Source organism: Chryseobacterium jejuense, assembly GCF_900100075.1.
Classification (GTDB): domain Bacteria; phylum Bacteroidota; class Bacteroidia; order Flavobacteriales; family Weeksellaceae; genus Chryseobacterium; species Chryseobacterium jejuense.
On record NZ_FNEG01000004.1, the window covers coordinates 65,144 to 91,999 of the forward strand.

General features: G+C 34.0%; 26 protein-coding genes and 2 pseudogenes. 13 read left to right on the forward strand and 15 right to left on the reverse strand.

Annotated features, from left to right (window positions below; all coding sequences use genetic code 11):
* Positions 1-15 precede the first annotated feature (15 nt).
* Positions 16-267 (reverse strand): hypothetical protein, encoded by a 252-nt coding sequence (locus BLS98_RS12695; protein WP_089736886.1) that lies wholly within the window; start codon positions 265-267, stop codon positions 16-18.
* Between the two features lie 94 nt (positions 268-361).
* Between BLS98_RS12695 and BLS98_RS23320 the strand changes: the two genes are divergently transcribed.
* Positions 362-511, forward strand: coding sequence for a hypothetical protein (locus tag BLS98_RS23320; RefSeq protein WP_167356220.1), 150 nt, complete (start codon positions 362-364; stop codon positions 509-511).
* A 111-nt stretch (positions 512-622) separates the two neighbouring features.
* Here the strand turns inward: BLS98_RS23320 and BLS98_RS12700 are convergent, their stop codons facing one another.
* From BLS98_RS12700 to BLS98_RS12725, 5 genes are all read right to left on the reverse strand, one after another.
* Positions 623-1,261, reverse strand: a complete 639-nt coding sequence (locus BLS98_RS12700) for a hypothetical protein (protein WP_089736887.1) — start codon at positions 1,259-1,261, stop codon at positions 623-625.
* A 161-nt stretch (positions 1,262-1,422) separates the two neighbouring features.
* The gene (locus BLS98_RS12705) at positions 1,423-1,713 is read right to left on the reverse strand and encodes a hypothetical protein (protein WP_089736888.1); all 291 of its coding nucleotides are present in this window, start codon (positions 1,711-1,713) and stop codon (positions 1,423-1,425) included.
* A gap of 224 nt (positions 1,714-1,937) precedes the next feature.
* Complete coding sequence (locus tag BLS98_RS12710; RefSeq protein WP_089736889.1) at positions 1,938-2,375, reverse strand: hypothetical protein; 438 nt, start codon at positions 2,373-2,375, stop codon at positions 1,938-1,940.
* A 238-nt stretch (positions 2,376-2,613) separates the two neighbouring features.
* Positions 2,614-2,883, reverse strand: coding sequence for a hypothetical protein (locus BLS98_RS12720; RefSeq protein ID WP_089736891.1), 270 nt, complete (start codon positions 2,881-2,883; stop codon positions 2,614-2,616).
* Between the two features lie 313 nt (positions 2,884-3,196).
* Positions 3,197-3,703 (reverse strand): hypothetical protein, encoded by a 507-nt coding sequence (locus tag BLS98_RS12725; protein WP_089736892.1) that lies wholly within the window; start codon positions 3,701-3,703, stop codon positions 3,197-3,199.
* Positions 3,704-3,772: 69 nt separating this feature from the next.
* Between BLS98_RS12725 and BLS98_RS12730 the strand changes: the two genes are divergently transcribed.
* Together BLS98_RS12730 and BLS98_RS12735 are read left to right on the forward strand one after the other, a co-directional pair.
* The gene (locus BLS98_RS12730; protein ID WP_089736893.1) at positions 3,773-4,393 is read left to right on the forward strand and encodes a hypothetical protein; all 621 of its coding nucleotides are present in this window, start codon (positions 3,773-3,775) and stop codon (positions 4,391-4,393) included.
* A gap of 68 nt (positions 4,394-4,461) precedes the next feature.
* Positions 4,462-5,085: a hypothetical protein gene (locus tag BLS98_RS12735; protein WP_089736894.1), complete on the forward strand. Its 624-nt coding sequence runs from the start codon at positions 4,462-4,464 to the stop codon at positions 5,083-5,085.
* Positions 5,086-5,217: 132 nt separating this feature from the next.
* On the opposite strand, the gene BLS98_RS23325 is transcribed toward BLS98_RS12735, so the two are convergent.
* Entirely contained in the window at positions 5,218-5,379 is a 162-nt protein-coding gene (locus BLS98_RS23325) for a hypothetical protein (protein WP_167356221.1), read from the reverse strand.
* Positions 5,380-5,757: 378 nt separating this feature from the next.
* On the opposite strand from BLS98_RS23325, the gene BLS98_RS12745 reads away from it, so the two are divergent.
* From BLS98_RS12745 to BLS98_RS12755, 3 genes are all read left to right on the forward strand, one after another.
* Entirely contained in the window at positions 5,758-6,894 is a 1,137-nt protein-coding gene (locus tag BLS98_RS12745) for a helix-turn-helix domain-containing protein (RefSeq protein ID WP_089736896.1), read from the forward strand.
* 266 nt (positions 6,895-7,160) lie between these two features.
* A complete protein-coding gene (locus BLS98_RS12750) occupies positions 7,161-8,450 on the forward strand; it encodes a serine hydrolase domain-containing protein (RefSeq protein WP_228425206.1) in 1,290 nt (429 codons plus the stop codon).
* 72 nt (positions 8,451-8,522) lie between these two features.
* A complete protein-coding gene (locus BLS98_RS12755; protein WP_089736898.1) occupies positions 8,523-10,034 on the forward strand; it encodes a serine hydrolase in 1,512 nt (503 codons plus the stop codon).
* 101 nt (positions 10,035-10,135) lie between these two features.
* On the opposite strand, the gene BLS98_RS12760 is transcribed toward BLS98_RS12755, so the two are convergent.
* The 5 genes and pseudogenes from BLS98_RS12760 to BLS98_RS12780 form a co-directional block, all read right to left on the reverse strand.
* Positions 10,136-10,654 (reverse strand): DUF2911 domain-containing protein, encoded by a 519-nt coding sequence (locus tag BLS98_RS12760; protein WP_089736899.1) that lies wholly within the window; start codon positions 10,652-10,654, stop codon positions 10,136-10,138.
* A 38-nt stretch (positions 10,655-10,692) separates the two neighbouring features.
* Entirely contained in the window at positions 10,693-12,384 is a 1,692-nt protein-coding gene (locus BLS98_RS12765) for a sodium:solute symporter family protein (RefSeq protein WP_089736900.1), read from the reverse strand.
* A 97-nt stretch (positions 12,385-12,481) separates the two neighbouring features.
* Complete coding sequence (locus tag BLS98_RS12770; protein WP_089736901.1) at positions 12,482-14,989, reverse strand: PIG-L family deacetylase; 2,508 nt, start codon at positions 14,987-14,989, stop codon at positions 12,482-12,484.
* Between the two features lie 2,136 nt (positions 14,990-17,125).
* Positions 17,126-17,797, reverse strand: a complete 672-nt coding sequence (locus BLS98_RS12775; protein WP_089736902.1) for a hypothetical protein — start codon at positions 17,795-17,797, stop codon at positions 17,126-17,128.
* 246 nt (positions 17,798-18,043) lie between these two features.
* Positions 18,044-18,572, reverse strand: a pseudogene (locus tag BLS98_RS12780) (IS982 family transposase); the annotation flags it as partial.
* Positions 18,573-18,651: 79 nt separating this feature from the next.
* Here BLS98_RS12780 and BLS98_RS12785 point away from each other — a divergent pair.
* Positions 18,652-19,242 (forward strand): DUF6624 domain-containing protein, encoded by a 591-nt coding sequence (locus BLS98_RS12785; protein ID WP_089736904.1) that lies wholly within the window; start codon positions 18,652-18,654, stop codon positions 19,240-19,242.
* Positions 19,243-19,370: 128 nt separating this feature from the next.
* On the opposite strand, the pseudogene BLS98_RS23585 reads toward BLS98_RS12785, so the two are convergent.
* Positions 19,371-20,107: pseudogene (locus tag BLS98_RS23585) on the reverse strand (IS982 family transposase); the annotation flags it as partial.
* 517 nt (positions 20,108-20,624) lie between these two features.
* Between BLS98_RS23585 and BLS98_RS12800 the strand changes: the two are divergent.
* From BLS98_RS12800 to BLS98_RS12810, 3 genes are all read left to right on the forward strand, one after another.
* Positions 20,625-21,842 (forward strand): hypothetical protein, encoded by a 1,218-nt coding sequence (locus tag BLS98_RS12800; RefSeq protein ID WP_089736907.1) that lies wholly within the window; start codon positions 20,625-20,627, stop codon positions 21,840-21,842.
* A gap of 158 nt (positions 21,843-22,000) precedes the next feature.
* Positions 22,001-23,578, forward strand: coding sequence for a phage tail sheath family protein (locus tag BLS98_RS12805; protein WP_089736908.1), 1,578 nt, complete (start codon positions 22,001-22,003; stop codon positions 23,576-23,578).
* 46 nt (positions 23,579-23,624) lie between these two features.
* Positions 23,625-24,092: a phage tail protein gene (locus BLS98_RS12810; RefSeq protein WP_089736909.1), complete on the forward strand. Its 468-nt coding sequence runs from the start codon at positions 23,625-23,627 to the stop codon at positions 24,090-24,092.
* 331 nt (positions 24,093-24,423) lie between these two features.
* On the opposite strand, the gene BLS98_RS12815 is transcribed toward BLS98_RS12810, so the two are convergent.
* Complete coding sequence (locus BLS98_RS12815) at positions 24,424-24,963, reverse strand: hypothetical protein (RefSeq protein WP_089736910.1); 540 nt, start codon at positions 24,961-24,963, stop codon at positions 24,424-24,426.
* 90 nt (positions 24,964-25,053) lie between these two features.
* Between BLS98_RS12815 and BLS98_RS12820 the strand changes: the two genes are divergently transcribed.
* The 3 genes from BLS98_RS12820 to BLS98_RS12830 all read left to right on the forward strand — a co-directional run bounded on the left by BLS98_RS12820 (position 25,054) and on the right by BLS98_RS12830 (position 26,460).
* Entirely contained in the window at positions 25,054-25,287 is a 234-nt protein-coding gene (locus tag BLS98_RS12820) for a helix-turn-helix domain-containing protein (protein WP_002977873.1), read from the forward strand.
* Positions 25,288-25,442: 155 nt separating this feature from the next.
* Positions 25,443-26,165 (forward strand): hypothetical protein, encoded by a 723-nt coding sequence (locus BLS98_RS12825; RefSeq protein WP_089736911.1) that lies wholly within the window; start codon positions 25,443-25,445, stop codon positions 26,163-26,165.
* A 37-nt stretch (positions 26,166-26,202) separates the two neighbouring features.
* Positions 26,203-26,460: a helix-turn-helix domain-containing protein gene (locus BLS98_RS12830; RefSeq protein WP_089736912.1), complete on the forward strand. Its 258-nt coding sequence runs from the start codon at positions 26,203-26,205 to the stop codon at positions 26,458-26,460.
* A gap of 53 nt (positions 26,461-26,513) precedes the next feature.
* On the opposite strand, the gene BLS98_RS12835 is transcribed toward BLS98_RS12830, so the two are convergent.
* The gene (locus BLS98_RS12835) at positions 26,514-26,852 is read right to left on the reverse strand and encodes an HAD family hydrolase (RefSeq protein ID WP_089736913.1); all 339 of its coding nucleotides are present in this window, start codon (positions 26,850-26,852) and stop codon (positions 26,514-26,516) included.
* Between the last annotated feature and the right edge of the window lie 4 nt (positions 26,853-26,856).

Genomic DNA, 26,856 nt, shown 5'->3' on the forward strand with positions numbered 1-26,856 from the left:
TGGGCAGAAGAAAATCTAACTATCTTCTTTGTCTATTATTTTCATGATTTCTTTTGCCTTTTCCTCATCTATAAACACGCCAGGGGTTGGATCTGGATAATAGCTATTGAGTTGAGGAAATTCATGCCATTGTTCATTATAATAGGTTTCTCCTATCTCTCCTATTTGATCATAAACTACTCTTCTGTGAAGTTCTTTGCATCCTGCTTCATCATCATGAACATAAATAAAATCTATTATTCTGATTATTTCTTTTTCTTTATTCATTTTTAAATATTTCTAGACGACATCATTTGTACATCACGATATGCTACCTTTGTGGCTTGTTCATCTACATCTTTCGTGAAAATTGATTAAAATTATGAATAAAAAAAAACTATTAGAAAAGAAAGATTGGAAATACTCTGTTTTTGAAGAGGACGGCAATATTGAATTATCTGTTCCTATTCCCAATCCCAGCCCAGGATTTGATATCGTTTCTATTTCTTTATTTCCATTTAAATATAAATGAACTATTTCTAAATTCATCTGCAGTTAAATGATATTGTAAATCATCTAAAATCGATTTCTATCTGACCTATTCTCATGGTCTTTTATTTTGTAATAGAAAAATAATATGCTTTTATTTATTTCCTATGGTTTGGGTAAAAATAACATTACCTTTTTCATCTTTTATTCGGCTAATATCATATAAGTCATGATCATTAAAATAGGGTAATACTTTTTCTTTAATAAACACAGGTAGTTTCATGTATTTTTCCAAATCTTCTGTACGGGTCTGACTCATCGTTTCATATCCTCTATGTTCTTCTAAGTCATTTAATTCATCTATTTTTTCAGCTTCCTGTTTGTAGTTTTCATATTCTTCATCAGTAATAAAAAAGATGGTACTTTGATATCCATAATAAGTTTCCGGATCTGAAGAAATTGGGTTTTTAATTTCAGACTCTAATATTTTTACTTGCCCGGCCCATTCATTACAAGGTAAAATAATATAAGACTCCATAAGAAGCAATGCTTTGCAAATATCTTCAGCGGATTGTATCAAACGATAATCAATATAAGGAGGCCAAGATTTACTGATATTCTCAATTTCTGGTAAAAATAAAATTTCTGGAAAATGAAGACCTAAAGTTAGCTTGAAAATACCTTGCATTTTTTCTTGCCCAAAATCTTCTGCATAGAAGTGCAAATCATCTTGTTCATTTGTACTATCTGAATAATATAAGATATAATTAAACTCTTTTTTATAATTTTTCATATTGCAACCAACTTAACACGTCATAAAAAATATTACTATTCATAATCAATTACTGAATATTCAGAGCATCATTAGTTTTTTAAGATATAATTATTGAGTTTAAATCAATACCGTTACTTGATACTAACCCATAAAAAACTTTTTGATTGAGTGACATCAATTTAAATTTCTTTTAATTTCAATATTATATTTTGACCTTTAAAATCTAATTGTTCTTTATCAAAAAAACCATTATAAGAAAAAGATCTATTTTTTGTTTCAATGTCACTTTTAGTTAATGGTAGATTTTCATTCTCAAATTCAATTGTATTAAAATAAAGATCATTAATAAAAATATCCCATTTTGATTTACCATGAATAAAATTATTAATATTTTCAGACTCGCCAGTAAAAAATGTTTTACCAAAAGACATATTAAAAATGCCATTTAATTTCAAAATTTCTATTCTCATTTTTTTATCTTACATTATCTACTAAATTTATTTTAACATTCGGAAACATTTTGTTAAAATCATGTATTACTCCTTGGCAAGAAAGACATTAAGGAAGCTCTGATACTATTTTTATTTCCCCTTTTATATCGGGATATTTTTATGAAATTTTTAGTAAATTCAGATTGCTTAATAGTGGTTTTTATATCTAAAAACCCGCTTTATTTCTAAAGCTGATAAACTATTTAATCAATTGACAGATACATCGGTTTGTTTTGTTGCAAACATTCTTCGGCTATGGTGACAATACGGTGAAAATCTTCGACCATACGACTTTTGGGACTTATCAGACTCAAATTCATATCATATGATTTACCTTTCCAGACCAAAGTACAGCTTCGATATCTTCTACCACCAATGGGTTCTATAAAAAATAAAGTTTCATCTATTTGTTGCTCGAAAATTACTTTTATTTGCTCAGTTTGCGCCTTACCCAACACAAAGTCCCGAAAAGTTTCTTCTACCTTATCTCCAACTACTGGCTTTAGCAAGTCTTTATAGAATGCCACAAGAGTGCTTGTACCCTCATTTACTCCAAAAAAACTATACTTTTCTTGATACGAAAAAGTTTCATTGTAATCTTTATCAAAAAAACTATCATTAGTTATTAATATTCTACTCATTTACTTTACAAATTTGATTAATACTCTACTTCTTGAAACGTCATCATTACTTCTAATAAGTACTTCCGTAAAACTATTTTTTCATCCCTCATCCGTAAAACACTCAAAAGCAGACTGTTTGTAAGTTGTTTTGTATTATCTAATGTATTCCAAAAGTCTTTTAGGTTTACTAATTGTACACCATACTCTGTATTATACTGCATCTGAAATCATTTTGATTAAGTCAAAGTAATTTAAATTAAGATTTGAAATTTATGTAGAAAATACTATTGTCATTAAAAAAATTATCCAGCTCCTCAAAAGAACTAAAATTATGTACTTCATCTTTTGAATATGAAGATTCATCATATTGCAAGCCTTTTGGACATTCTTCCCAAGTCAAAATAATCTCATCATTATATAACCATACCTTTACTATGCCTGTATTTTCATTTTGTTCATTCTCATCGTAAATATAGTGGCATGTCTGGCCAGATTGAATTTTGGATATAAATTTTTCTTTCTTCATTTTTAAGTAAATTATATTTTTTGGTGTTTTTATATTCTAATGCACCTGAGTTCTATCATTACTCTTTGGAGTTAAAGATTCCTGTCCTTTTATTGGAAAATCTCCCTCCATTCACCTCCGGTTTCCTGCCAAATTTAGTAAATTACCTGGGGTTAATTCTTTTTCTAACTGTGAATTCGCAATTAATTGTCTTGCTTTTTTGTTCGCTAAAATATATTTTTGAATCTTTCCCTCAATATCTTTAGAATCTTTTAACTTTTTGAGATGATTGAAAATAAAAACCGCACGATATATCGTGCGGCAGTGATACTATTTACACACACTTATTTATATAGTTATCATAAGCTTGTAAATAACTTAAAATAGATTTTGCAACAGTTTCATATGTGCCATCTTGCAATATGGGTATATACTGATCATATCCTAAATCTTCATACCATATATTTTCATCTTCTTCTCGAGGTGATACTTTATCAATCACTTCTGTTTTACCTATTACTGCTGTTCCAGCTCTAAAAAAAAGAGCCCAATTCGTTAATCCCGCTGGTCTGCATTCTTCCAGTATTCTTGGAATATTACTATTAATTACACTCAACAAAAACACTTTTTCATTAATATTTTCTTTTACAGAGCCATTTCCATCTTCTGGAATTGTAAAACCTATTGGCAATAAATAATATCCATCAAAATTAGGATCTACTTTATTTATAGTTTCTATTGGATGGCCCAAAACATTATTTAACCCTTGAATAAATTCATCCAAATTATCTACCCCTACTGGTTCAACATTTTCTATTTTTAATATTTTTACGGATATCATATTTCTTTATTTTACAAATTTAACTTTTACTTCAATATTATAATTTATATATTACCGAGCACTGTTGGGATGGTCATTTCTGTTGTAGGTTCTATTTTAGATGCAGTTGTTGTAGCAAAAATATCAGCTAAACTGGTGCAGTCAGGAAACTATAAAAAATTAACTACAAATATTATGAATATAGAAAAAATGCAGCAATTACTTGAAAATGAATCAGACGGAAACAAATTATATGATTTACTAATAGATTGCGGAAAAAAATATCCTTGGACACCTCAGGAAAAAAATCAGTTAAAGAATATCATTATAAAAATATGTGACGATCCTAGCGAACAAGCACGCAGTGCATCCATCAGAGTTTTGTGCTTTTATTGGGAAATGGAAGAATTTAGAGATAAAGCTTGGGAAATGTTTTCTTACGATAAAGATGACGACACAAGATCTGATGCCCTGATAAGTTGGGCAAACACATATCGTAAACAGAATAAAGCATCAGTTATGAAAACACTTTATTCAATTCTCGAAGATAAAAACACTGAAGTTAATATTAGGGAAACAGCTTACCGATCTATATTTTATGTATCTCCATTAACCGCTGAAAACAGACCAAATCAAATTTTAGATTGGGATCATTTTGATGAAAATGTAGATTGGAAGTTAATAGAAAAAATGATTTCAGAAGCACAATAATTTTAAATTAAAGCTTAAAGAACATATCCTTTAGTAAATTAATATATTAAATCTACACTCAAAAAAATATGATTTTCGCAACAGATTACTTTAACTATATCCCCAATGAACTGCCTGAGTTTAATTTAAAGTTACTTTTAAATATAGAAGATTTAAACAATTCTATTTTTAATGAAGTGTTTACTATTCTCAAACCACATCAGCAAGAAGAATATATCACTTTTAAAGAGTCTGAAGAGGCCAAAAAGTACAGAAAAGAAAGAAATACTCAATTACCTTATGTAGATTTTAGCAATTTACCGGAAATCTTTGACGATGTTTTATTGCAAAAAGTCATTCTGTATCAAAAAGAGGGAGAAATAGGCGGAGCGATATACGACTCGTTATCAGAAGATCACAAAGGACAAATTGCCCGTTTCAACTCAAAAATATTTGAAGAAGAAAAAGCCAAAAGACGAGCTTTACTGTCTGACGAAGAAAAAAGAAAAGAAAAAGAATGGTGGGATAAATATGAAGCAGACCCCACACCTCGTTTTATGGGTAATATGGGAGAGCCTGCCAATGCAGATGAATATGTATTAAGATACGGAAGAAACCCCTTTACCGGAAAGCCTGAAACCATTGAAAGTTTTTATGAAAAGTATACTATTACTGAAACAGGAGAAATTGTTCCGAAAGAAAAGGATGAATAGTACTTTATAAATAAGTTCTGACGAGGCTGTTTTTACAATGAGATAGCCTCATTTTGTAAGTAAAAAAAGAAATAGATGATGAAAGTTTTAATACCATTTTCAGAGAAAGTGAATTTAAGGTAAGAAACAGTTTCATTGAAAAGTATGTATACGAAGAGGGATTAGAAGTTCAGCATCGTTTAAAACTTCAATATCCTTTGGATTCTTTTCCATTATTCTGGTAATCGATTGTTCCACCATTCTCAAAGGTCCCAATGGACTTACTTCATTGTCGCTATGAAGGACAATTTTCATACCGGCAGCAATCGTTGAATCGCAAAGATCCAGTATTTCCGATTTTTCACCAAATATCACTTCCTTAAAAGCATATCCCAAGTAACCTACGTGCCCGATCAGGAAATTTGACGCCCCTATTTAAAGTATATTGGTAATCTGTTCTTTAGTAAGAAGTGAACAAGGTTCTATACGGTTACGAAGCTCCGCTTCTTTATATTGAGCAAGAGTACATTGATATGCTTTGATGTCAAATATCACTTTAACTATTTCAAAATAAGCCAAACGTATGACTGTATTGATATTTATAACACTACAACTTTCAACATTTGGAAAAATCTTTTATACTTTTTTAAGCTTTCCTATTTAAATATTAAATTGCACCTACGTTAAAAAACTATGGACAAATACAGCTTTTTGGAAATAGCAGCATTTATAGGAATATTTTTGGTGTTGTTTCTTGCCTTATTCTTATTGACTGTAAAAACAAAGCACAAACTTGCAAATTGGCTTCTTGCCTTTTTTCTTTTTACAAATGCCGTGGATGCCTGTAAATTTTTAATGCGTGATTTCCCTGTTCATTTCATCAACCTGGAGGCTTTTCGTTGGAGTATCAACTATTTGGTTCCGGCATCGTTTTATCTCTATGTATTATCCGTTTGTTTTTCCAAATTTAGATTACAACCGAAACATTTATGGCACACCATTCCGTTTGTTGCGTTCAATTTGTATATGGCGTATGGGATTTATTTTGAAGATAGAGTCTCGAAAGTGAATTTCATCAATGCTTTGAACGAATCACCTATCATGCAATTTTTTTATTTTCTTTTTGAATTTCTATTTCAAGTTTATTTTATTGCTTCATTTTTGGTGATTAGAAAGTCTAAAACCGTCTATCTCGAGAATTATACAAATCCAAATATCTCTATCCTCAATGCACTTTACAAAATAACCATTCTATATTATGTCTTACATTTTTTAGTGCTTATAAGATGGTTGGTAACTTATTTCTTTGGTTGGGGTGAGATCAGAGCATGGATTGTCACCCTCGATGGGTTTGCTTTTTTCTTTTGTACATGCTGGTATTTATTTGTTGCGTTAAACAAACCTGAATTTTTCAGAGGAGTTAATGCTCAATTGAAACCTATTGTAGAACTCATTCCGAAACAAAAATCTTCTCCCGCAGTTGATGATGAAAAAAATAAGCAAATTCTAGCTTTAAAAGAATTTATGATTGAAAAAGAACCTTATCTCAATTCTTCATTAACGATTCAGGATTTGGCAGAACAATTAAATATGCCTGTAAAAGATTTGTCGGCTTTAATTAATCTGTATATGAACAAGCATTTTTTTGATTTCATTAATGAATATAGAATCGAAAAAGCAAAAGAAATATTGAAAGATCCTTTGCAAAAAGAGCTCACTATTTTAGAAATTCTTTACCAAGTTGGTTTCAATTCTAAATCGTCGTTTAGTACTTCTTTTAAAAAACATACGGGCACAACGCCCACAGATTTCAGAAAAAATCCAATTTAATCTGTTTTTTTCTAAGAAATGGGTTCGACTTTTTTTAATCGGTCGCGTACTGCAGCGTTTTAAAGCATCTTTGCAGAAAGTTTTAGACCATCAAGCAAATTCTATCTCAAGAAAAACTAATTAAAATGAAGAACCGGTTTCTATTATTATTAACAACTGTTTTATTTACAAATACGCATTCTGCCCAAGCGTTACATAATTCCAAAGAAACAAAAAAGATACATCAAAATTCGACTGAACAAAAAGCTGTCGATATTAATTCTTTAATGACAAAATCCTATGAAAGAGGTTTATTCAATGGGAACGTCCTTGTCGTTAAAAACAATACGATTGTGTATCAGAAATCATTTGGGTTTACAGATGAAACGAGACAAACTCCTTTAAACAATAAGTCAATATTCAACATTGGCTCTATTGCAAAGGAATTTAATGCTGTTGCCATCATGATTTTAGTTGAACGGGGTCTTCTTACTCTTGATGACCCGATTTCCAAATTTGATTTGGGATTGCCGAAATGGTCGGAGAAAGTCACCATACGTCATCTGATTAATTATGCAAGTGGTATTCCTCGAATAGAGTCAGGTTTAACTATCATTAATGATGAAGGCGCTTGGAATATTTTGAGAAACAACGATACCTTACTTTTTGAACCAGGAACCGGCTACAGGTATGATAATGGCAATGTCTTTTTACAAAGAAGAATCATTGAAAAGGTAACCGGAATGTCTTTTCAGCAATTTGTCATTAAAAATATAGTTAAACCCCTGAAAATGACCCATTCGGTGTTTGAGCCAGAATTAGGTTATAAAAACAGAACCTCTTGTTATGATATGGACAATGTCCGATGCCCGGAATTGAAATTTATTAGCGGTTGGCTTTGGGTAGACATCAATGATCTTTATAAATGGATTGAAGCCATGAATTCTAGTCGTTTAATATCCAAAGAATCCTTTCAAACTCTGTTGAATAACCCCTATGCAAAAGATGAAGGTGGATCACTTGGCAGATATTTTGAAAAAGAGGATCTACAAAGACACAATGGGGTTTCTTATAAATTTGAGTCCATCTTTTTAAACGATTTTAAAAATAATATTACGATCATTCTATTGTCCAATAACCTCAATAGAGTTTGGGATTTAGGACATATTATTCACAATGTGATGTTAGGAAAAGAATACGAAATTCCTAAAAAATCTATTGAGCAAGCGATAAGAAAAGAATCTCTCTATGACGTTAATAAAGCTATAAAAACGTACTATTTACTCAAAGAAAATTCTAAGAATGAATATAGCTTTGAGAATTCTGGTGAACTCAATAAATTAGGATATGAATTATTAAGACTTGGAAAAACCAATGAATCCATAACAATATTTAAATTGGCTACCCATGAGTTTCCTAAAGACGCGAATCTTTTCGATAGTTTAGGAGAAGCTTATTTTACAAATAAGCAATACGATTTGGCATTAGAGAACTATAAAAAAGCAATCAGTCTTGGCGGAACCAACGGTAATGCAGAAAAAATGATAGAAAAAATTGAGAAAGAAACAGGGAAGTAAAACAGGTACAAATGTAATAACATCCTTTTTTTAATTGTCTTATTAAATATGAAATCAATTAATTATTTCTAAATGAAAAAAATACACCTACTCCTACTGCTTTCTTTATCGTTGAATATTTTTGCCCAAAATGTTAAGGATAAAATACAATCATTCGAAGACAATCTGCTCAGTTGGGATACATCCAAAACAAAAAAATGGACGCTAAAAGAAAGAATGGCTTTCTACAATATGAATGCGGTGAGCATTGCGGTCATAAAAGATTATAAGGTAGAATGGACAAAAGCTTATGGCTATGCAGATGTTGCAGAAAACAGAAAAGCCACCCCGCAAACACTTTTTCAGGCAGCATCTATTAGCAAGTCTATCAATAGTCTCGGTGTTTTAAAATTGGTTGAACAAGGAAAATTAGAGTTGGACGATGACATCAATAATTATTTAAAAACCTGGAAATTTCCATACGATTCGCTGTCAAAAGGGAAAAAAATTTCTATTGCCAATCTGTTGAGTCATAAAGCAGGCTTATCTGTTCATGGCTTTGGAGGCTATCAAAAAGGGAAAGAATTACCTACCCTCATACAAATTCTTAACGGACAAAAACCAGCCAATTCCCCTGCGGTACGGTCTGTATTCGAGCCCAACCTTAAATTTCAATATTCAGGGGGTGGAACAACCATTTCACAATTAATCCTTGAAAACACTACCGGAGAAAAGTATGAAGATTATATGTTGAAAAACGTTTTGACCCCATTAGGAATGAACGAAAGCTCTTACCATCAACCACCTTCTTCAGATAAAGAAAAATTACTTTCAACCGCTTATAACAATGGAAAAGAAGTAAAAGGTAAATATCATATTTATCCTGAAAAAGCCGCAGCCGGTTTATGGACTAATCCAAATGATTTAGCAAAATATATCATTGAAACACAGTTGTCATTAGCAGGTAAATCGAATAAAGTTTTATCTAAGGAAATGTCCGAAAAAAGAATTGAGAATAATTACGGGGTGTTTCTGAATGATTTCAAAGGCACACAATATTTCGGACATAGTGGTGGAAATGAAGGTTTTGTGTGTTATTATATCGGAAGTCTTGAAGACGGAAACGGTCTGGTTGTAATGACTAACGGTAATAATTTTAAATTAATAGATGAAATTCTTTTAAGTATTGCCAGTTTGAACCAATGGAAAAATTATCCCATTACACCTCAAAAAGAGTCCATTGCCTTAACCATCAGAAAAGAATGTTTAAAAAATATAGACAAAGGAATTCTGTTGTACCAGGAACTGAAAAAGAATAATCCAAATGATTATAACTTCTCCAATGAAAATGAACTCAACGGTCTTGGTTATGAATTTCTAAAAGATAATCAATTAGATGCAGCACTTAAGATTTTCACCTTAAATGTCAATCAGTTTCCAAAATCAGGAAATGTGTATGACAGTCGTGGTGAAGCTTATTTTAACAAAAAAGAATACACATTGTCAAAAAACGATTATCAGAAATCATTGGAACTTGATCCAACCAATCAGAATGCAAAGGAAATGATTTTGAAAATCAATCAACTTTTGACCAATCAAAAATAAATTATACTTTTTACTATTGAGTGACAGTTATTTTTGAGACAATATCAAAATTCTAAACAAAAAATCCCGGGTTAACCGGGATTTTAATTTCTTATATAAATTTATTTGATTTCTACAGGAACTGAGATTTTATCCCAATCCATTGTAAATCCATTACTGTTTATTTTATACACTAAAGTTTCCTGTGTTGCTGGTAAAGCTTTTGTTTTAACATCCACACGCAAAGCATCTTTAGCTTCTTGGTATTTATAAGCACCCCATTGTTTTGGATCTTTATTAAAAATCGCAGTCCAGGTTCCGCTTTCTTTAGGAACCAGGAAAAAGCTGTACTTCCCTGCAGGTAGTTTTTTACCCTGAACAGTAATGTCTTTATCCGTTTCGAAAGTCGTTGCTTCATTGGCACCCGCACGCCAAACTTTATCATACGCTTCTAAACCTCCCCAAATTGTACGTCCTTTAACAGAAGGACTGCTATAGGCAATGGTAATGGTTGCATCTTTAATTTTTCCCGTTGCAGTAGCCGGAGGGCTGGCAGGCTTTTTAGTATCCTGTGCAAAGGCATTCATGGAGATTGTCATTGTTGCAACAAGAACTGCTGCAGATTTAATGATGGTTTTCATATTATTTTTATTTATTTGTTTTTATTATTATTGTTTGTTTACGAATTTACAGCTTTCGGCTTATAAAACAATAAACCGATTGCCGAAAATATAATTACCGCCGCTGCCCCAATGACATTAAGCCAAAGGAAAGAAACGATATCAAACTGATAAACGGCAATAACCGTAATTTCTGATAATATTGCAGCCATAAATACATTGGATCCGGTGATTTTTTTATAGTAAAATGCGACCAGAAAAATCCCCAATATCGGGCCGTAGAAAAGAGATCCTAATACGTTAACCGCTTCAATAAGAGACCCCATTTGAGTGGCAAACATGGCTACACCGATTGAGAAAATACCCCAGGCTAAAGTATGCAGACGACTATACTTCAATTCGGTGACATCATCAGGAATTTCTTTTTTAAATATCAAATGAACATCTTTTAATGAGCAGGCTGCAAGCGAATTCAACGCTGCAGAAATGGAACCCCAGCTGGCCAGAAAAATGACCGCAAATAATAAACCGATCATTCCTACAGGTAAGGTATTTTTAACGAAATACAGGAAAATGTAATTCGTATCCGTTTTCTCTGCATTATAGTTTGAGCTATTGATCGCTTCCTCTACCCTTCCGTGCAGTGCCTTTACTTGAGTTTGTGTATTTTTAAAATCCTGAATTGTTTTTTTGAGTTGGGGAGAATTATCTTCTTTCAACTTTAAAATTTCTTTCGATTCTGCATTGAATTTTAATTGTAAATCCTGATGCTCTTTTTCAAAAACTGCGGCCTGTTCAGGTTTTGTTTCCTTTAAATATTGATAAGAGCGTTCGTTAAAATAAATCGGAGCTGGTTTTAGAGAAAAGAATGCGAAAAGCAAGGCACCGATCAGGAGAATAGCAAATTGCATTGGAATTTTAACCAATCCGTTCAGCAACAAACCCATTTTTGCATTGGTATTGTCTTTCGCTGTAATATATCTTCCGACCTGACTCTGGTCTGTACCGAAGTAAGAAAGCGCCAGAAAAAAGCCACCAATCAGTCCGCTCCAAATATTGTATTTATCTTTCCAATCGAATTCTGTGGTGATTACATTAAGCTTTCCGGATTTCCCCGCCAGATACAATGCATCATTAAAACCAATTCCATTCGGCATATTCTGAATAAGCAAATATCCCGCAAAAGCCATTGTTCCCAGAATAATAAGAAACTGTAATTTTTGGGTGTGAGCGATTGCTTTTGCACCACCAACATAGGTATAAATCAACAGAATACCACCTGTTAAAACATTGGTTAAGTAAATATTCCAGTTTAAAACGCTTGATAAGATGATACTTGGCGCGTAAATGCTGATTCCCGTTGATAAGCCTCTGGAAAAAAGAAAAAGCAGTGAAGTGAGCACCCTTGTTTTTTTATCAAAACGGTTTTCTAAATATTCATAGGCGGTGTACACATTTAAGCGCTGAAAAATCGGAATGAAAGTGATACAGATCACAATCATCGCCAAAGGCAACCCAAAGTAATACTGAACGAAACGCATTCCATCCGTATAAGCCTGGCCTGGTGCCGAAAGAAATGTAATGGCACTTGCCTGCGTAGCCATAATCCCTATGAGTACAATATACCAAGGCATTTTATTATCTGCTTTCAGGTAGGATTCGTTGCTTTTTTGGCCACGGCCGATGAATACGCCGTAAACCACCACTGCAACAAGTGTAACAATGAGAACTGTCCAATCTATATTACTCATGCCCAGAATTTAGTAAACCCATAATAAAATGCGATCTGCAATACTAATGCGACTGCCAATAGTATATACCAGATATTCCAATTTTTAAGTTGCTTGTTCATTCGTTTTTCTGTGCAGATAAAAAGTTAAAAAATAAACGTGCCGCCCCAACATTTCCTGCTGGCAGCTGTCTGAAAAAGGCCAATGGTGTATAAATAAAATTGCCCTTCCCGTATTTGGCATATAAAGTTGATCCCTGCAGCGGCTCTTCATCTGTATCATGCATTTCAAAAAGCGGTTCATATGCTGCATCCCATTGAGCAGGGAAATAGGCCCCACGCTCCTGTACCCAGCCTTTAAAATCATCCCCCGTGATTTTGTTTGGAAAGTTCAGTAATTTATGATTGGGATTTAAAAACTTCACCGCAGCATTTTCTTCGGTAACACGCTTATTGGCAATACTGAAATTGTACATTCCCAATTGGTCAACAGTGGTATCCTGGTTGGTGTTATACTGCATCACCAGATTACCTCCGGATTTTGCGTAAGACCATAAAAAAGGCATCCAGCGACCTAATTTTTTCTCTGTGTTGTTTGCACGAACACCAAGTACAATAGCATCATATTGAGATAGCTTGTTCTGACTACCGTTTCCACCGGATTCATCTATTTTGCCATAAAAATCTTCATCTTTCAAAACATCTACCTGAATACCTGCAATGCGCAGGAAATCAGGGATGAAATCGCCAGCACCTTCTATGTAACCCACTTTTTTAACCTTCGTCTGAATATCGCCTTTCATTACAGTGGCAGTGGCAGGCGCAAAATATTGTAAGGAAGGTAAATGCGGGTACTGAATTAATATTTGTTTTTTATTATAAATAACTCCATCTGCAACAAAATTGGCATCTAATTGCAAACGGGATGATTGTATTGCAGCAAGCTTAGTTTTTGGAATAACATAATTAATGGTAGTATCTTTTCCATTGAGTGAACTTAAATCAGCGCCGCCTAATCGTTCTCCGTTATACATCAGGTTTACTTTACCATTACTGAACTTTTTGCTGGAATTAACCTTTACATTTAAACTCAAATGTAAATCTTCATTTTCTTTGGCCCAATAAAGAGGTTGTGTAAATTTCAGTTCCAATGCAGGAACAATGCGCAAGGCTTCGACCACATCACCACGCACCGGATCTAATTTTTTGAAAGATAAAGGAAGATTAACCTGAAAATTTTCCGAACCGATTTTTAAACCAACCCAAACATTCAGTGGTGATTCTGCCTCTGGAAAACCGACTAAGGTATCATTCGGAACAGAGAAAGTTGCCGCATTTACAGGAGATTTTGCCAACCAGTAAGGTTCTGTAAGTGCTGCATCTGCAGGAATCTGAATGTCATGCTGAATGGTAATTAAAGAATCTTTTGATAGTTTTCTGTTGAAACTTTGTGTCTCACTTAACCACTTTATATTTTCTATAACCACAGGATCTGAGGTTCTTGAAATCAGATTTAACCTGAAATTGTAATGATCCCCGGCAACAGCTTCAGCCTGATTGGTAACCACCTCCCCCATAAATCCGGCACAGCTTAAAATGATATTATCAAGAGATTTAATTTTATCTCTTTTTAGGTCTGTATCCTGAAGAGCCACCACTTTTTTTCGCAAAGCAAGCAAAGCAGGCAAGCTGCGGTCTGGATTATTGAAATTGAAAGCGGAAATAATTTTATCTAGTGATTGGTCAATATCAGCGTTTCCTTGTGAAGTCCAGGTTTTAACTACTCCGTCAAAAAGTGTTGTTTTTGCTGGTTCACCAATAACGTGGGAAAAATATTCAGTTCTAATCCCGGCTACAGACTGTGTTCCCGCACCTTGGCTTTTATGTAAACTTCTGCTTAATCCTGCCAATTCACCATAGCCCATTCCCAGTTGCGCATCATATTGCCCAACGGTAACTTTCAGTTGATTTTCAGCAGTAGTATTCACCCCACCAAATCGGAAGGTATTCCATAATACACGTTTTGGCTGCCATACGTTCACATATTTTAATTGATCCGGGAAAGCCGTTTTATCTCCTGCCAGCTTAAAAGCTTTTTCTGCAACCACAGCCGAAGCTGCATGCTGTCCGTGGCCTGCCGCAGCAGTAGGAGGAAAACGACAAATGATAACATCCGGACGGAATTTACGGATTACCCAAACTACATCCGCTGTAATACTGTCTGCATTCCATTGTTTAAAGGTATCGGTCGTATTTTTAGAGAACCCGAAATCAATCGCACGGGTAAAAAACTGTTGGGCACCATCTAACTTTCTTGCCTCTAAAAGCTCATGTGTTCTGATTAAACCCAATGCAGCACCCTGCTCTGTACCCAATAAATTCTGACCACCATCACCTCTGGTTAAAGACAAATAGCCCGTTTCTACATTTTGATCGTTGATTAGCCAGGAAAGTAATCCTGTATTTTCATCATCAGGATGAGCCGCAAGGTATAAAACTTTAGGCAGTTGTTTAAGGGTTTTGAGTTCACGGTAAATTTCAGATGATTTTGATGGCCGGACCTGCTGGGCCGAACAAAAAACCGTATAAAATCCAAGGATAAATACAGTGCTTACTTTTTTGAACATTTAATTTTACTTTGCAGGGCAAATATAAGTAAATCATCTTTCTTTCAACCTTAAAAGAATAAAACTGTGAATTTCACATAAAAACTGTTTAAATATTTTTATTTAACCACAAATCGAAGATTATCTCCTGTTAGTTGATGAATGTTATTTCGACGAAGTCAAAAGTCACAAAAGATTTTAGACACTTGCGTTTATTTTAGTGACAAGCTAAGTGTTGAAAAGAGCACTTAAGTTATAAGCGATCAAAAATTTCTATTATTCTCGCAGATTCTGCAAATTGAGCAGATTTTTTACCCCTAAGAATTCTGAGATCTTTTGAAATAACCAGATCAAGCCTTATAGGCTTAGTCTCTTTATAAAATCTGCGTTATCTGCAAGAGAAAATATCCACCAACATCAGTGAAATTGGTGTAATCTGCGGGAAAATTAACTTATATAAATAGGAGAACCTTTATTTTTTGGAACGCAAAGTTTTAGTTTCTTTGTGCCTATTTTAGGAAGCAAAGGGTAGAATCAACGCGTTGATTCTATGAAGCTACGAATTAGCCTTCGGCAGTTTTTACTATTTAAATTAAGTGATTACAGCGGTGAAAATTGCTGAAAATATTGGATTTGCTCGCCTCCTAAAAACACCATCATCATTAAAGCCTTGCGCCATTGTGATTATCTAACAAAAAAATCTGCTCAATCTGCCTGATCTGCGAGAGAAAATATCCACCAACATCCGTGAAATTGGTGGAATCTGTGGGAAAATCAACTTATATAAATAGGAGAACCTTTATTTTTTAGAACGCAAAGTTTTAGTTTCTTTGTGCCTATTTTAGGAAGCAAAGGGTAGAATCAACGCGTTGATTCTATGAAGCTATGAATTAGCCTTCGGCAGTTTTTACTACTTAAATTAAGTGATTACAGCTGTAAAAATTGCTGAAAATCCTGGATTTTCCCGCGCCCTAAAAACACCATTATCATTAAAACCCTTGCACCATTGTGATTATCTAACAAAAAAATCTGCTCAATCTGCCTGATCCGCGAGAGAAAATATCTACAAACATCCGTGAAATTGGTGGAATCTGCGGGAAAATCAAATTGTATAAATAGGAGAACCTTTATTTTTTAGAACGCAAAGTTTTAGTTTCTTTGTGCCTATTTTAGGAAGCAAAGGGTAGAATCAACGCGTTGATTCGATGAAGTTACGAATTAGCCTTCGGCAGTTTTTACTATTTAAATTAAGTGATTACAGCGGTGAAAATTGCTGAAAATATTGGATTTGCTCGCCTCCTAAAAACACCATCATCATTAAAGCCCTTGCGCCATTGTGATTATCTAACAAAAAAATCTGCTCAATCTGCCTGATCTGCGAGAGAAAACATCTACAAACATCCGTGAAATTTGTGGAATCTGTGGGAAAATCAACTTGTATGAATAGGAGAACCTCTATTTTTTGGAACGCAAAGTTTTAGTTTCTTTGTGCCTATTTTAGGAAGCAAAGGGTAGAATCAACGCGTTGATTCGATGAAGCTATGAATTAGCCTTCGGCAGTTTTTACTATTTAAATTAAGTGATTACAGCAGTGAAAATTGCTGAAAATATTGGATTTGCTCGCCTCCTAAAAACACCATCATCATTAAAGCCCTTGCGCCATTGTGATTATCGAACAAAAAAAATCTGCTCAATCTGCCTGATCTGCGAGAGAAAATATCCACAAACATCTGTGAAATTTGTGGAATCTGTGGGAAAATCAACTTGTATAAATAGGAGAACCTTTATTTTTTGGAACGCAAAGTTTTAGTTTCTTTGTGCATATTTTAAGGAAGCAAAGTGTAGAATCAACGCGTTGATTCGATGAAGCTACGAATTAGCATTCGGCAGTTTTCACTACTTAAATTAAGTGATTACAGCTGTAAAAATTGCTGAAAATCTTGGATTTTCCCGCGCCCTAAAAACACCATTATCATTAAAACCCTTGCACCATTGTGATTATCGAACAAAAAAAATCTGCTCAATCTGCCTGATCTGCGAGAGAAAATATCTACAAACATCCGTGAAATGAGTGGGATCTGTGGGAATTTCTTTTAATCACAAACCAAAGGTTTGATAATCATGTATTATTTTTTCAAATAAAATGTATAGAGTTTCTTATGTCTTTCTAATTGTATTCCGCGTAAGATAGATATAATTAAACATGCAAAATGTGGCTATTGCCCCAAAAGTATGCCATAGAAAGTGTGTTCCGAAACTCAACCATTCCCATTTATCAATAATGCGGAAAGTGAGTGCAAGTACAAATGACAATAAAGCAAAGCCTACCCATTTGCCGGCTTTCCATTGGGTATAGATTAAATAACTTAATACCGAGAAAAGTACAAATGAAGCCATGATTGCATAATTTACGTTGATAAAGAGAGAAGCGTTATCTACCAACATCCAATTTCTTAAACCCAACATGAGTACTATATAGGCGAGCACCATTACAACAGCATAATACCATTTGATGCTCTGCGCTAAAAAATAAAATCCGGCAGACAAGCAGAGTAACATAATAGGCATCCAATCCATCATGATAAATACCGGCCATTGTCTGAATGAATGATAAACAGTTCCCCCGATGGCACCAATGTATAACAAAATTAAGCAGTATGTTAAAAAAGGATACGCTTTAAAATTACCCTCCATTTTAATGGTCCAAAAAATGGCTATGGCTAAAAATAACAGAGCTGTTATTGCATTTAATGGTTCAGGGAAAAACTGAGCCATATCTGTTTCTTTATATAACATGCCTCCGTCCGGAGGTATTAGGTTTATTGGCATTGTCTTTTTTTATATCATATTTACAGGCATGTTTTGGAGTGTAAAATACAAACACAAGCCATTTTTTAACCATTAATAAAATGAATACTAATATACTTCTAAATATAGAAAATTTTATGGCATGATATACCCGGATGTGCCTGATTATATTTTACGAAAATGTTAATTCTACTTCTTATTACAAATAAACCAGATTGATTATAAAACAAATATTATTTTTTTGATTCAGTACACCCGTTGTGCGTTTTAAATTATGCTTGACTTTAGATTGTTGATTTTTTTGTTTAATAGTTTTTATTAATAAATTGAACAATTGTAAGAGCTGTAATCTTTGCTAAAACTCTTGTTTTGAATCCTTCAAATGTTTTTGCATAATTCCTTCTTATCATAAATTGGTCACATAGCTGAGAGAATAATGTTTCAATTCTTTTTCTGTGCTTTTTAAACAAGCAAAACTGTGGTTTGTAGTCTTTTTGGTTGATTCTTTTCGGAGTTCCCAAGGTAATATTAGCATAATTAAACAAATCTACCTGTACCTCTGATGAGAGATACCCTTTATCACCAAGCAAGATACAATCAGACAACCGTCCTTTAATCTCCTTCAAAAAGTGAATATCATGAATAGATGCCGGACTTAGGTCTATACTTTAAAAAACACCGTTCACAGAACAAACCGCGTGAAGTTGTAGCCATAAAAAGACATTTGCTGTGATGCGCAAAAACCTCTGTTTGAATAACAATACTGTTCATCTTTACCTATTTTAGAGCGTGCGCTTAAAAATAATTCCTATTTTTACAATTAACTTTTAACCAAAAATGGTCAATCTATTTTGGAATATGACACAAAAATAGAAATGAAAATAAAAAAAATATTATTTAGCATATTAGCCGCTCTTGTTTTAATGATATCAATATTCCTTTATATGAATAAGGATAAATTTGTCTATGTAGGTTCAGTAGATATTATTGAAGTCGATTGCAGCAAAAAACATCAAATCTTGAGTGAAGTTTTAGAAAGTGACCAAAAGATTAGAAAATCAAACGAACTCATCAAATACGCTAAAGAAGACCATAGGAATCAAGAATTAGTGATTAGCATTATTGAAAAGTGTGGTATGCCAACATTAAAGGAAGTAGGTCAAAAACAAATGGATGCAATCTGGTTGGGACTGCAACATAGTACTAAAGAAATCAGAAAAAAGTATTTTCCACAAATAGAGAAAGCGGTTAAAAATGGAGACTTATCTAAACAACAATATGCATTGATGAAAGATAGGATTTTAATGGACGAAGGAAACCCCCAAATATATGGTTCACAAATAGAAAATGGTAAATTGTATAAATTAGAAAATCCTGAAACTGTGAACGAAAGAAGAAAAGAAATGGGAATGGGACCCATAGAGGATTATTTAAAGAATTTCAATATTCAGTTCAATCCGAATTAACAACACAACATGTAATCACGTAGACGACTCCGGTCATAATTAAATGGAGTGTGTCTCTCACATAAATTTTATTAAAAAAAACATCAACCTAGAGCAGGGTAATAAAAAAAATTGTAAATAACCAATGGATTCCTTCTTACCATAAATTGGTCACATAGCTGAGAGAATAATGTTTCAATTCTTTTTCTGTGCTTTTTAAACAAGCAAAACTGTGGTTTGTAGTCTTTTTGGTTGATTCTTTTCGGAGTTCCCAAGGTAATAAACAAACCTACCTGTGCCTCTGATGAGAGATACCCTTTATCACCAAGCAAGATACAATCAGACAACCGTTCTTTAATGTCCTTCAAAAAGTGAATATCATGAATAGATGCCGGACTTAGTCTATACTTTGAAAAACACCGTTCACAGAACAAACCACATGAAGTTTGTAGCCATAAAAAGACATTTACTGTGATGCGCAAAAACCTCTGTTTGGTTAACAATACTGTTCATCTTCACCTATTTTAGAGCGTGCGCTTCTGGAGATTTTACAGATTTCCAAAGGCATACTGTCGACAATAAAACAATCTTCAAATTCATTAAAACCGTGAGCTATTTTTAAGCGTATTTAATTGATTTTCAAATACAATTTTCGCTTTTTGCGATTGTAAACACTCCGTTCTATCTTCTCGCTTATAAGACCAGGAAGTTGGCGGAACAGATGATTTTCGCTGTCAATCCCCATATATTCGGCAGTCAAGACGAGGCTTACAACCTCTAAATCCTTCATTTTGGGAATACGTCTCTGGTAAGATAAAAGTGTTTCATCTGAAATTTCCCGTAAAACCTCCAAAATTCTTTCGTAATTTGCAATTAAGTTGTTCATTGTAAATGTTTTGTGGTAAAAAAAAATTACTTATTTTCAATCGAACGAACAACTTATTTCTTTGCATTCATAATGCACAAAGGGTTTCAGTACATTTAAATATATAGTTTCCGAATAAGATTGTAAGAAACCTCACCTACAAGAAAATCCCACTAGGATATTTTAGATTTTGGATATTTTATCAAATTCATTGATAACCATTTATATTTAACTATAATATATTTAGTGATGTCTTCTAGACATTAGAACTGATTAGAAATAAAACAATGAGTACAAACATCTATATATCAAACAAAAACCATCTTATTTTAGAGAAAAACAGAATTAGGAAAATTTGATATAAATAATTTTACACAAACATAAAATACTGAAATTAAAACCGTTACAAACCTTTTTAAAATCCTCATATTCTAATAAAACATTATGAACTAATTAATTATTTTCAATTATAAAAGCGATTTATTTATTTTTTAATAAAAAATAAATTATATTTGGTTTACCCAAATAACACCTTAATATGAAAACAAAATTTACACAATTCAGTGCTATTCTTATCTCTGGATTCTCACTTGCTCAAGTAGGCATCAATACAACTTTACCCAAAACAACGATGGATGTATCTGCTAAAAGAGATACTTCGGGCCTGATTACGGATAACACCCAAACATACGGATTACAGGCTCCGAGACTTACAAGAGCTGAGCTTACGGCCCTTACGGCTACCTATGGCAGCGATCAGAGAGGAGCATTAGTTTATATTACGGATGTCACTGGCGGAGATGCTACAGGACAACGTATTAATGTTACTGCTATGGGCTATTATTATTTTGATGGAGCCGTATGGGAAAGACTTACACAAGCAACAAATGCCATCTCTCCAACGATTTCCGCATTACAATGTACTACCGCTTACTTAAATCCTTCTACGTATACTCCCGGTATTCCTTACAATGGAAACCTGAGAGTTACCTATAACCAAGGAAACGGAGGCTCATATAATTCAGGAGCACCTTTTACCGTGAACGGATTAACCTTCCAACTAAGACCCGGAACCTTAGAGTTTGGTGATGGCGAATTGGTATTCTCAGTAAGTGGAACTCCTACCACTGGTAATGATATGGCTCTTGCTATGAACAGCACTACCGTTCCTTTTTTAACATCAGGACAAAACTGTACCGCTACCGTGGGAAATACCAGCCGTGCAGACATTTCATCTGTGGCTGTGATGGGATACCCTACCCTAACAACCGATTCCAACGGGAAGCAAGCGTATACTTTCCCTCTTGCTACCTCAGATGGGAAGTATTCGATCAGGGTCATATTTGATACCACCAGCGGGACAACCCTTGCCAATCCTAATGTACAGTTGTATAATAATACAGGTTCCACCGTTAATCTGTATTGGAATTATAATACCGAATATGGGGGGTATATTGGTTCAGCGGTAACCACAACCAATATTACTTCAGGAGTATGGGGCGGTATGGCAGATTCATCAACTACCTGGTATCCTCAAGGTACCGGAGCATTAGGAAGTTCTTACTGGGGGAACATAGGGATTATAGATGGAGCCGGTGGCGGACCTGAGCATAGAAGATATACCTGGATAGACAGTGATCCTTCTTCAAAAACCGCTTACACCGCAACCATTATGGCAGGGGCCCCCACTTCAGGCAATGCCCAGCCCAACCTTACTAAAATATTCATAAAGATAGAGCAAGTAAAAGCACCATAATATAATACCCCTGAAAAAGGGGCATTTTTTATTCATCTACGAAGTTTACGGTATATGTATCAATGTAAAATCATAAGTGATGTTCGCATCACCTGCTCTCCGAAGTCTTCTGATTTTGAAGCAAGTTTAAAGAAAATGAACTTTTAAAATCAAAATTAATGAATTTATCTACCATCCAGACTCCCGGTGTTTATATTCAGGAATTGAATGCTTTTCCAAATTCTGTGGTGGGAGTTGCCACGGCTGTACCGGCATTTATAGGATATACACCTCAAGCCTCTTATGAGGGGAAATCGTATACAAATGTACCGGTAAGAATCAGTTCTTTTTCCGATTTTATCACTTATTTTTGTTTACCAAGTCCGCCGACACCGGCAAATTCTTCTAAACAGTACAGTCCCGAATACTATTTGATACAGCAGAAAAGTCAGCCAGCAAAAGGCGATTATATTATGAATGCCGGAGCTTACTATTCGATCGTTCCGGATCCTCATACGATCTATTATTTGTACAATAGCGTAAGGATTTTTTATGAAAATGGTGGTGGCGATGCTTACATTGTATCTGTAGGAACTTATGGTCCACCTTCCCGGAAACCGATGACACCGGGTACTCCTGTTATCAACCCGAATATTATGCTAAATGACTTACAGACAGGTCTTGCTGCATTGTTAACTACACAGGAACCTACAATGTACATCTGTCCTGAAGCCACTTTGCTAAGTCTTGAGAATAATGCCACATTGATGCAGAATATGCTGAATCAGGCTGCAGGTATGCAGACAGCGGTGTGTCTGTTTGATATTATTGGGGGAAATACACCAGACCCTCTTTTATATGAACAGGATATTGATGCTTTCAGAATGAATACCGGTACAAAAGGTCTGAGCTATGGAATTGCCTATTATCCTTTTTTAAGAACATCCGTAATGCAGAGTACAGATATTGATTATACCAATTTGTTTGGAGGAGACCTTAGCCAACTGGAGCCCATCATTAATCCTGCAAGTGCATACGATCCTACTATTGCGGCTATTCTTGCCAATATTCAAAATCCGGATAGCGGTTTTACCATCGCCCAACATAACAGCGCACTTATCAATGCAAGCCCGATATATTCTTTAATTATAAATCATGTGCTTTCAGATGTCAATATTCTTCCACCAAGCGGAGCAATGGCAGGAGTTATTACCACAACCGACAATGAGTATGGTCCATGGAAGGCACCTGCAAACACCTCTATTATCGGTGTAACATCACTTACAATACCTCTTTCAGACAGTCAACAGGGACTTCTAAATGTAACGGTTTCTGGTAAATCTATCAATGTTCTCCGTGTATTCAACGGACTCGGCATTTTAGTGTGGGGAGCAAGAACGCTGGACGGAAACAGTCAGGATTTTAAATACATTCAGGTAAGAAGAACGCTTATTTTTCTCGAACAATCCTGCAAACTGGCCGCTCAGGCATATGTTTTCCAGCCCAACACCCAAAATACCTGGGAGGCAGTAAAATCTATGATTAGCAGTTTCCTTACTTCGATCTGGCAGCAAGGCGGTCTGCAGGGAGCCACTCCTGGGGATGCTTTTTCTGTAGCATGCGGATTGGGCACTACTATGACTGCTGAAGATCTTCTTAACGGATATATGATCGTAACTGTGAAAGTATCCCTTGTTCATCCGGCAGAGTTTATTGTACTCACATTTCATCAGCAGATGGCAACACCAAGCTCATAAAATAAGAAAGAGTAAAGTCATTTTATCATTAAAAAATAAAAATAGTATGGCAACAGATGACGAAAATGTACTGGGCTCAACATCGCCCCTACCTAAATTCAGATTTGAAGTAGATTTGGGAACAAAATTAAAAAAAATAGCTTTTCAGGAAGTTACAGGATTGGATGTTGAAAATCAAATTATAGAATATCGCAAAAGTAACAACCCTCTTTTCTCAGTAGAAAAAATGCCGGGAATTACAAAATACGGAAATGTTACCATGAAACGGGGTGTTTTTGTAAATGACAATACTTTTTGGGATTGGTTGCAGCAGGCTAAGACGAATACTATTGAAAGAAGAACTATTTTAATCAAACTGCTGGACGAAAAAGATAATGTCACCATGCAATGGACACTGAATAATGCATTTCCCACTAAAATCACGGGTTCCTATTTGAAATCAGACGGAAATGAAGTGTCAGTAGATAGTATCGAAATCGCCCATGAGCAAATCATTATTTCAAATGACAAATGATTATCTGAAAACCAAAGAGTGATATTCGCATCATCTGCTCTCCGAAGTCTCCTGACTTTGTGCAACGGGAGATCATTTGAAATTATTTTTTGATTAAAAAGGTAAACGCAAAGTTTATGAGTAATTCCGCTTTATTGAGAGGGGGCAAAGTGATGCGACTTTGTCGCTGATGAAGCTTTATGCTTATCTATAAGCTTCAGCAAATCAACGAAGTTGATTTTATCCTTTGCTCTCTTACAATCAACAGCTTAAAAAAAACCTTTGCGTCTAAAAAATATCTCATCAGTATATTATCATCTGAATCAATAATTTAGACACAATCCTCTTATCTTTAATTTTTGTCAACTATTTTCTTTTCTCTCTTTCTTTGAAGTATAAGGTGTGCCGCATCCAGCATTTTAACCGTATGAATGTAGGGCATCACGATATTCCTTTCCGGTAGATTTTCATAGACACCCATTGAGAAATAGACGATTCCGGATAGAAAATAATCAAATTCTTTGAGGGTGTATGCTCGGAATGCTTTTTTGAAAACCAGCAGAGGATTCCGGTATTCTTTCTCCGAAAGCAGGCCAAGAACCCATGGGGAAATCTTCTCAGGCTGAGTATCAATCGTCCATTTTCTTTTCTTCAGCATGATGAGATATCCTGCCCGGATCAATGACCTTATCGACTGGTAAAACTCAAAGATGACCGCCGGATCTTCATTAATCCAGCTATTTCTCTTTACGGCATAATTCATCATATTGCTGAGCCTTTCTTTGGAAACATCCAGCTCATTGAATTGAAAGAAAGTTTCCATCAGCTGCAATCCGTAATGCTTCTTGTCTGCCCAAAACCAAGTATCTAGATCTGTTTTTATCTTTTTCATTGTTTGTATTTTTTTATAAATGTAATAAAAGAAATTTAATTACGGTCGATCGACCGTAATTTTTTATTATTTAATTATTTCATTTGCTCTATGACAGATATAAACGAAAAAATTTGTTCATACATTACAAAAAAATGGTTGATACCTTGGCTTCAAGAAGGCAAGTCACAAAATTCTTTTGCCAAAAATCATGGCGTGGAAGAAAGTACCATCAGAAAAATTAAAAGTGAAGAAACTTACAGAATACCAGTTGAAACACTTTTCAAAATATGCGAAGCAAGAAAAATTAGTTTATCTGATTTCTTTAAACTTATAAATGAATAAATCCTGACGAAAGTTGGGATTTATTTTTGACAAAATTTTCGAAATCATTTAGAAATTCCGTGAAAATACTGATTGAAAATTTCACGAGCCTTTTTATTTTTGCTGTTCAGGCAATCTGTTAAAAAGCCTTATAAAATCCTATTAACTTAAAGTTTATGAAATTGGAAAAGAAAGTTTTATTTATAAAAGGTTATAGTAAAACACCTACAGAATTAATTAATGATAGAAAAATAATCCAACTTTATATTGATTTTTTTACTAGTAATGCAGGTGGAGCATTTGACTTTGACTCAGAAATAATTATACTAGAAGAACCTGATATAGAAACTCTTAATAACCTAACAATGTTAAATAATCAAGATTATTTAATTGTAGTACTAATTGGCCATGGAGCAAACAAAGGTGGAATTCAAATTTTTCAATTGCAAGAACATACGATAATTAATCCTGGTCAAATTCAATATTCCTGCCCAAAACAACTACATATCATTGAATCTTGTAGAGATATCATCGATTTTGAATTAGATATTAAGAGGATTAATAGATTAGTACCCAAATATGCATACGGGGGAACCGTGAAAGCTCCTCTCACTCGTGAAGAGTCTGCTCAATTATTTAATTCAGCTATAGAGAATGCTGATGAAGGGACACTATATTTATTTGCTTGTGATATTGACGAAAGCGCCCACAATTTTTTCTTTTTACAAGTAATGATTGATATAGCAATTTATGCGCACGAATATTTTAGAAATTCAATATATTTCGCAGGAAATATATTTGAGCAGGCAAAATCTCAAGTAAATATCTTGACTAAAGGAGCTCAAACACCTACTAGAATTGGAATTAACGACTTCCCATTTGTAATTACAATCATATAAAATTGCTTTCCTTCTTTACGTAGAAACCTCAGCTACATTGCAAAAAGAATTAAAAACTGTTATTCTGTTTCAGCTTGGAAATGAGCTGAATATCTCAAGCAACCATGTTGGTAGAATTGAAAAAGCTGAAACAATTCCAACCATTGAAAGTCTTGTTACATTCTGTAATTTCCTTGAGATTGATCTATTACATTTATTTACAAAACTCAATGAAAAAGAATTAAAGAAGATTGAAAGTGAAATCAATCAACTACAAAAAGAATTTAAAAATCAAAATAAGAGAAAATCCCAATAATTATTGGGATTTTATTTGTTTACAGTTTTTATATCGATTTGAAATTTATATTTTCAATCATTATCCATTGTTTTCAAAACAATTAATTCCAGTCCAAAATTTTCTCTTCGAGGACTATTTATTAGTGTATACTTTTTATCTGATTTAGAAATTAAACCAGAGTGAAACCTCTGTAAATATTCAAAAAATAAAATAAGCTGATCGGGATTAGTAACTATTTTGTAAACTTCATAATGTTCAACCCACTCATCAATAGTAAATGTATTTTTTTTAGATGCACTAGTCCCATTATGAGCATTTATAAGTAAATCAAAGAAAAGAGATGAACCTAACCCTTCATAACTTAATTTTTTGATTTCGTCTATTTGTTCAAACAAATCATTTTCACTCATACAA

Coding starts and splice junctions, on each gene's coding strand:
- BLS98_RS12695 (WP_089736886.1), bottom strand. CDS start 267: ATGAATAAAGAAAAAGAAATAATCAGAATAATAGATTTTATTTATGTT.
- BLS98_RS23320 (WP_167356220.1), top strand. CDS start 362: ATGAATAAAAAAAAACTATTAGAAAAGAAAGATTGGAAATACTCTGTT.
- BLS98_RS12700 (WP_089736887.1), bottom strand. CDS start 1,261: ATGAAAAATTATAAAAAAGAGTTTAATTATATCTTATATTATTCAGAT.
- BLS98_RS12705 (WP_089736888.1), bottom strand. CDS start 1,713: ATGAGAATAGAAATTTTGAAATTAAATGGCATTTTTAATATGTCTTTT.
- BLS98_RS12710 (WP_089736889.1), bottom strand. CDS start 2,375: ATGAGTAGAATATTAATAACTAATGATAGTTTTTTTGATAAAGATTAC.
- BLS98_RS12720 (WP_089736891.1), bottom strand. CDS start 2,883: ATGAAGAAAGAAAAATTTATATCCAAAATTCAATCTGGCCAGACATGC.
- BLS98_RS12725 (WP_089736892.1), bottom strand. CDS start 3,703: ATGATATCCGTAAAAATATTAAAAATAGAAAATGTTGAACCAGTAGGG.
- BLS98_RS12730 (WP_089736893.1), top strand. CDS start 3,773: ATGGTCATTTCTGTTGTAGGTTCTATTTTAGATGCAGTTGTTGTAGCA.
- BLS98_RS12735 (WP_089736894.1), top strand. CDS start 4,462: ATGATTTTCGCAACAGATTACTTTAACTATATCCCCAATGAACTGCCT.
- BLS98_RS23325 (WP_167356221.1), bottom strand. CDS start 5,379: ATGAAAATTGTCCTTCATAGCGACAATGAAGTAAGTCCATTGGGACCT.
- BLS98_RS12745 (WP_089736896.1), top strand. CDS start 5,758: ATGGACAAATACAGCTTTTTGGAAATAGCAGCATTTATAGGAATATTT.
- BLS98_RS12750 (WP_228425206.1), top strand. CDS start 7,161: ATGACAAAATCCTATGAAAGAGGTTTATTCAATGGGAACGTCCTTGTC.
- BLS98_RS12755 (WP_089736898.1), top strand. CDS start 8,523: ATGAAAAAAATACACCTACTCCTACTGCTTTCTTTATCGTTGAATATT.
- BLS98_RS12760 (WP_089736899.1), bottom strand. CDS start 10,654: ATGAAAACCATCATTAAATCTGCAGCAGTTCTTGTTGCAACAATGACA.
- BLS98_RS12765 (WP_089736900.1), bottom strand. CDS start 12,384: ATGAGTAATATAGATTGGACAGTTCTCATTGTTACACTTGTTGCAGTG.
- BLS98_RS12770 (WP_089736901.1), bottom strand. CDS start 14,989: ATGTTCAAAAAAGTAAGCACTGTATTTATCCTTGGATTTTATACGGTT.
- BLS98_RS12775 (WP_089736902.1), bottom strand. CDS start 17,797: ATGCCAATAAACCTAATACCTCCGGACGGAGGCATGTTATATAAAGAA.
- BLS98_RS12785 (WP_089736904.1), top strand. CDS start 18,652: ATGAAAATAAAAAAAATATTATTTAGCATATTAGCCGCTCTTGTTTTA.
- BLS98_RS12800 (WP_089736907.1), top strand. CDS start 20,625: ATGAAAACAAAATTTACACAATTCAGTGCTATTCTTATCTCTGGATTC.
- BLS98_RS12805 (WP_089736908.1), top strand. CDS start 22,001: ATGAATTTATCTACCATCCAGACTCCCGGTGTTTATATTCAGGAATTG.
- BLS98_RS12810 (WP_089736909.1), top strand. CDS start 23,625: ATGGCAACAGATGACGAAAATGTACTGGGCTCAACATCGCCCCTACCT.
- BLS98_RS12815 (WP_089736910.1), bottom strand. CDS start 24,963: ATGAAAAAGATAAAAACAGATCTAGATACTTGGTTTTGGGCAGACAAG.
- BLS98_RS12820 (WP_002977873.1), top strand. CDS start 25,054: ATGACAGATATAAACGAAAAAATTTGTTCATACATTACAAAAAAATGG.
- BLS98_RS12825 (WP_089736911.1), top strand. CDS start 25,443: ATGAAATTGGAAAAGAAAGTTTTATTTATAAAAGGTTATAGTAAAACA.
- BLS98_RS12835 (WP_089736913.1), bottom strand. CDS start 26,852: ATGAGTGAAAATGATTTGTTTGAACAAATAGACGAAATCAAAAAATTA.